This is a genomic window from Anaerobiospirillum sp. NML120449 (assembly GCF_023051105.1).
GTDB lineage: Bacteria > Pseudomonadota > Gammaproteobacteria > Enterobacterales > Succinivibrionaceae > Anaerobiospirillum.
The window spans coordinates 1-4,461 of sequence record NZ_JALKIL010000078.1; the positions used below are offsets into that span (position 1 = coordinate 1).

1 protein-coding gene is annotated in these 4,461 nt (G+C 48.4%); it reads right to left on the reverse strand.

Annotation, left to right across the window (positions count from 1 at the left end; translation table 11 throughout):
* A partial coding sequence (locus tag MXE41_RS12740) for a hypothetical protein (protein WP_247100832.1) occupies positions 1 to 3,666 on the reverse strand: 3,666 nt, incomplete at its 3' end.
* Positions 3,667 to 4,461 lie beyond the last annotated feature (795 nt).

The following is a 4,461-nucleotide window of genomic DNA, read 5'->3' on the forward strand; positions in this document are numbered from 1 at the left end:
AATGGCGGCATCCATATCAAAGTTGACGTCAACAAACTTGTTACCGTCAGCTGCTAACTCAGCTTCTGCCTTGAAAGTGGCAACTGAGCCGGAGCCGGTTACCTCAATGGTGCCCTGAGCATCTACATTCTTGTCTGCAGTAAAGGCACCAGTCGTTACCTTCAGAGAGCTGCCCTTGGCGGTATCCAGAGTGCTCTTGGCGGTGAAGGTGCCTACAGAGGCAGTACCGCTGAGCTTGAGAGCGCCGGCGAAAGAAGCATCACCAGTAACGTTTAAGTTACCGTTGATGGTGTTCTCGTCGGTTGCGCTGGAGGCATTTAAGGAAGCAGCATTTAAAGTAGAGCCCTTAACTGAGTCAAGGAAGCCGATGTTGGCAGCGCCAGTTACATTGGCAGTGCCAGTATTTACCAGCAGCTCTGCAGCCTTGCCATTCACATCACCCTGTACGGTGATAGAGCCAGTCTGACCAGCATTCAGCTTGAGTACTGAAGAACCATTAAGTGTAACCTTACCCACCTTACCAGAGTCGTTCAGGGTTAAGGTGCCGTTCTTAACATTCAGACCAACAACCTTCTTGCCAGTGGAGTCAGATGCAAACAGACCATTGTTCTTATCAGCACCACTTAAGCTGGAAGAGGTGGAAATACCAATCTGCTCGTCTGTTGAACCAGCAGCCAGCTGCAGAGAGCCGAAGTTACCACGAACTTCTTCATTAACATCAGTTACGATGACATCAGCCAGGTCCTTGTTAACAACGTCAGAGTTGACGTCAGCAAAGCCCTTGATGTCTTTCCACTTGACTGTGCCATCTTCCGAGACAACACCGCCCTCGCCAGTAACACCGGTAATGGTGGCATTGCCAAGATCCAGAACACCAGCAGTTAAAGCAGTGTCAGCAACGCCAAATACGCCGCGTAGTTTCTTGAGATCGGTTGAATCAAGAGTTACACCTGAATCAAAGCCAAACTTTACGGTACCGCCGGTCTGGAGATCGATGGAACCTGCAGTAAAGCCATTGAGGCTGGTGCCAAGGTCAGTACCGTCAGCATTAAGCATGGAGCCTACTGCTGTAGCACCGAACTCGAGGAAGCCCTTGTCGGTAACAACAACAGTCTTGTTACCACTTGCAAGGTCAACTCCCTTCTTATCCGCGACAGTTGAATCACCCTTAACACTCATTGAGCCACTGATGTTCAGCTTACCAGTAGCGCCAGAGGTGGTCAGCTTGTTGGTGGTTGCGGAAGCACCCTCAGCAATAGTGATAGTAGAACCGGTGTTACTCAGAGACTTGAGAACAAGGCTGGAACCTTCAGCAACTGTAACAGTACCGGCGGTACCAGTAAGAGTGTCAAGCTTAAGGGTTGCAGCTACAGGTGGCTTACCTGCAGCCTGATCAGTGTCTTTAGCATAAAAGCCACCAACCTGAAGCTTGGAGGTAGCTAAATCAACTGTCATCTTGGTGGACTGGTCACCCCATACACCGCCAGTAACGTTGAGGGTAGCAGCAGTGCCAGATCCAACAACGATGTCAGATGTCAGAGTACCTTCAGCATCTGGAGCATCCTTGGAGCCGAGGGTGACAGTTGAGCCTGAAAGACTTAATGCTGTTGTGGTTGTGCCGTCAGCCTTAACAGCGCCAAGTGAGCTCAGAGCAATATATTTACCAGCAGCAACTTTGGCATCATTAGCTTTAAAGGTGAGGGAGTCAGCCTGAATGGTGCCGGTTCCGATATCTGCAGAGGTACCAGACAGAGTAAGAGAACCAGTTACCTTAAGGTTACCACCTTCTAAGTTTAAGCCCATATCATCAACACCAGTGCCACTGATTTTTGCTGCATCCAGCTCAAGACCATTGTCACCAGCAATAACATTAAGGGTACCACCATTTGAAACAGTGAAGATGGAGCCGCTATCTGCACTGACACTTATCAGGGTTTTCAGGTCGTCACCCTTAATCTTCAGGCTACCACTGTTAACTGTCCAATCAGCACCACTTGATCCTGAAGATCCTTTAACTGCTGTAGTTTTAGTCAGGTCGAGTGTAGCGCCTTTACCAGTAACAGTAACATCAGTTCCGGAATTAACAGTTACGCTGAGTTCTCCTTCTAATGTGAGAGATGAAATCTTGTTATCAGCTGCTGTTACTTTAAGTGCACCATCGTTTAAAGAAACGTTGCCGGATGCGGTATAAGCGCCCTCAGTTACGTTTATAGTGCCGCCTTTAGCTACAGTAACACTGCCAGTTATAGAACCAGAGGTTGCTGTGCTTGAGAGGCCCAGACTATTCTTAAGCTTAAATGCTGTACTACCATCATGGCTGATGAATTCGACATCCTTTGCCTGAAGTGCTGCAAAGGTCCCAATATCTACTTCAGAGCCGGAAGTCTTGCCAAGGGTAAGCTTACCAGCTGCCTTAACAGTCATATTTGTAGCGTCAGTGGTTTCAGCATCAATAATGATGTTGTTACCCTGAAGAACACCATCTGCAGCAAAGCTGAGCTTGCCAGCGCCAGCAGCTCCAATACTAAGGTCGGCTACATTTACAGTCTCGTCAGTAATTGTAAGGTTGCCGCTTTGTACGGTTACCTTACCAGCTTTAACAGCGCTCTTAATGGTTGCTGCAGATGCTGATAAGGTTGGCTTTGCTGCAGCAGTGCCAGACACTGCAATTGCGCCAGTTGCTGCATTAGTAAGAGTAATGCCGTTTTCTAACGCATAGGTGCCATTACCAGTGAGTTTGATGGTGCCCTGATTATCGATAGTTGAGCCAGAACCAAATAAAAGGGTGCCAGCGACATCTTTACCTTTTGCATCTTTCTTACCTGAAACATCAAAAGATAACTCTGCACCACTGCCTACGGATACGGTACCCTTGGTGACAGAGCCACTGACAATACTTATCTTTGCTTTGTCAGCATGGCTGGTAGCGCCGCTTCCGATGACAATCTTACCTTCTGTGACAGCGAGATTATCAGCATTGAGAGCCATTCCTTCAGCTGCGTTAGCTACACCGCCAAACTGAATTGTACCGCCCTTCTGCAGATTGATAGTAGTGCCGTTACCATAAGTTGTAATAGCCTTACCTACAGTATTTCCTGAGTCTAAGGTTAAGTCAGCACCAGCCGAAGCTGTTACACCTTCTGCAGCATCACGGCCGATGTTGATGGTGTTGGCTGCTATAGTTGTTCCAGTGCTATCTGTGTTCTTGGAGACAGCAATAGTACCGGTGACAAGATCAATCTTATCAAAAGATATTGTCATCGCCTTATTGGTATTGTTTGGAGCGATCGTGAGCTTGGTTTTAGCTTTATCACCATCAGCGGCATTTATGATAAGAGTGCCCTTATTGGCTTCAACTGCGGTTGCATTACTTGCGTCGCCGTCAATCTTATGATCTGCTCCAGCAGTTACTGTGATAGTAAACTTGTTGGAGTTTGATGCTGCTCCAGAAATAGCTAATTTATTGTCTGCAGAGGTTGATGTAATTTTCGAATCGGCTGCAAGTTTGCCAAATTCTGTTGCATTAAGATCTTTGGCCTGAGCAGCGCCAGCAGCCATAACTGATGTCAGAACAACTGCAGAGGCAATACCCTTGAAGTAGGCGTTCTTGTAGATTGCACGATATTGAGCCATCAGGAACTTGATGGCGTTGTTTGAAAGTTTCATCTAGTTTGTTGAAAAGTTTGATGAAGTGGGCGTTCTGGCCTGATGCGTGTTGCTGAGCCTCTGACTCGTACTTGCAATGCTTTTTTAAATGCCGGCTGGCAGAGCTGGCCGGTCAGAGTTCAGAGGAAATCACAGGAACCTGTAAACCACCTCACTTCGGTGGTGGTTTGATGCGGGGCACTGCAGGCAGAGGATTGTTCCATTGCCGTGATTGCAGTGAAGAGGAGACAGAATGGTGCAGGCACATCGATACCCGTGCCGTGGGCATGGGCAGCTTTTTGTTCAATGTGTCGGGACAGGAATCGTCAGGCAGAGGTTGACGTATGTCAGAGGGACACCATATCTGGTGCTGGACGTGGGCAGGACAGGGCTGTAGCCTTGTCTGCTGAAGCAGTTGAGAGGGGATGCCCGGCTTCATGCTCAGTCTGCGTGCCGACTGTAAGTCCCTGAACTGGCAGGGCCAGTCCAGCAGTGCGGCTGGTTGAGCAATTTGCCTGGCTAAAAGGACAGTATTAAGCCGTCGCTGTCTTCCCATGCTCAGGGGTACTAAGCCTGAGTGGGGTGCCTTGATGCTTTTTCAGCACCGGCAGACAGTGTCGTTGCCGCTCCATATAAAGGGAGGCTGCTTAATGCTGTACCCGGCTTTTGCTGACGTGTAAGCGTCATTCGTGCAAAAGCTGTTCTGAGGAACCATAAAGGATGGACCTGAGATTTTTGCAGGTCAGAACATCCAAAGGCGCGACAGATGGCGAGGTTTCAACTACAATAATAGAACCCGTCTGCTCTCATTTAGTG